This window comes from Citrobacter sp. Cs237 (assembly GCF_030332325.1).
Taxonomy (GTDB): domain Bacteria; phylum Pseudomonadota; class Gammaproteobacteria; order Enterobacterales; family Enterobacteriaceae; genus Citrobacter_A; species Citrobacter_A sedlakii.
This window is the reverse complement of the sequence record NZ_JAOWIB010000071.1, coordinates 1-772: the sequence shown is the minus strand read 5'-3', so window position 1 is coordinate 772 and position 772 is coordinate 1. Positions and strand designations below refer to the sequence as shown.

1 protein-coding gene is annotated in these 772 nt (G+C 51.6%); it reads right to left on the bottom strand.

The features are described from left to right. Positions 1–772, bottom strand: a 772-nt coding sequence (locus OGY07_RS02865) for an SEL1-like repeat protein (protein ID WP_286598541.1), incomplete at both ends; no start/stop codon positions are given.

Below are 772 nucleotides of genomic sequence, written 5' to 3'. Positions count from 1 at the left end.
ATTCACCCGGTTTGGCTGGCGGGATATTGGCCTTGCGCTCTTCCAGCCATTTTAGTTTACCGTCCCAGGCTGGCAGCGGCGCCGGTGGCAACGGTACGATGTCATTAATTTCCGGGACGACCGGGTGAGCGTAAGAATATTTACCTAATATCTCACCAATTCTTTCGTACCGACGCGCTCGCTCAGGATCTTTTTCTAGAGCCAGGTAATAAAGAGTATCTCCTGGCAATGGACCTCCAAAACCTTTTTCCAGTGCAAAAGCTGAGGTTTCATCTCCAGCCATAACCCCAAACTGAAACGCTTCTACCGCTTCCTGGAAACGCCCTTTCCCCTTAAGACTAACGCCCAAAGCAGATGCAGCACTCTTATCCCCCTGTTCAGCAGCACAACGGCGCAATTGCTGAACAACATCGCCGGTACCAGATAACTTAAATAACTTATCGCCAACATAAGCCTGAGCCTGCGCATTTCCCTCATCCGCGGCCTTGCGGTAATAACGCAGCGCCATCTCATCATCCTGCTGTAATCCCGCCGCACCATGCTGCAGATAAATCGCGACAAAGTAATACCCTGAAGCCACACCGGCATCGATTAGCGCCCGGCTCATCCGCAGACGCTCAGCACCGCTGAGATGAAAATGCCCCCGCATCGCACCATTCTGCAGATTAATATTGGCCCTGTAGTGCCCGTTCTCTGCCGCTATACGGTAAAGCCGCTCAATTTCTGCATCGACTTTTACGTCTTCCTTTAACTGGTTATTCTTCTGCAGCCA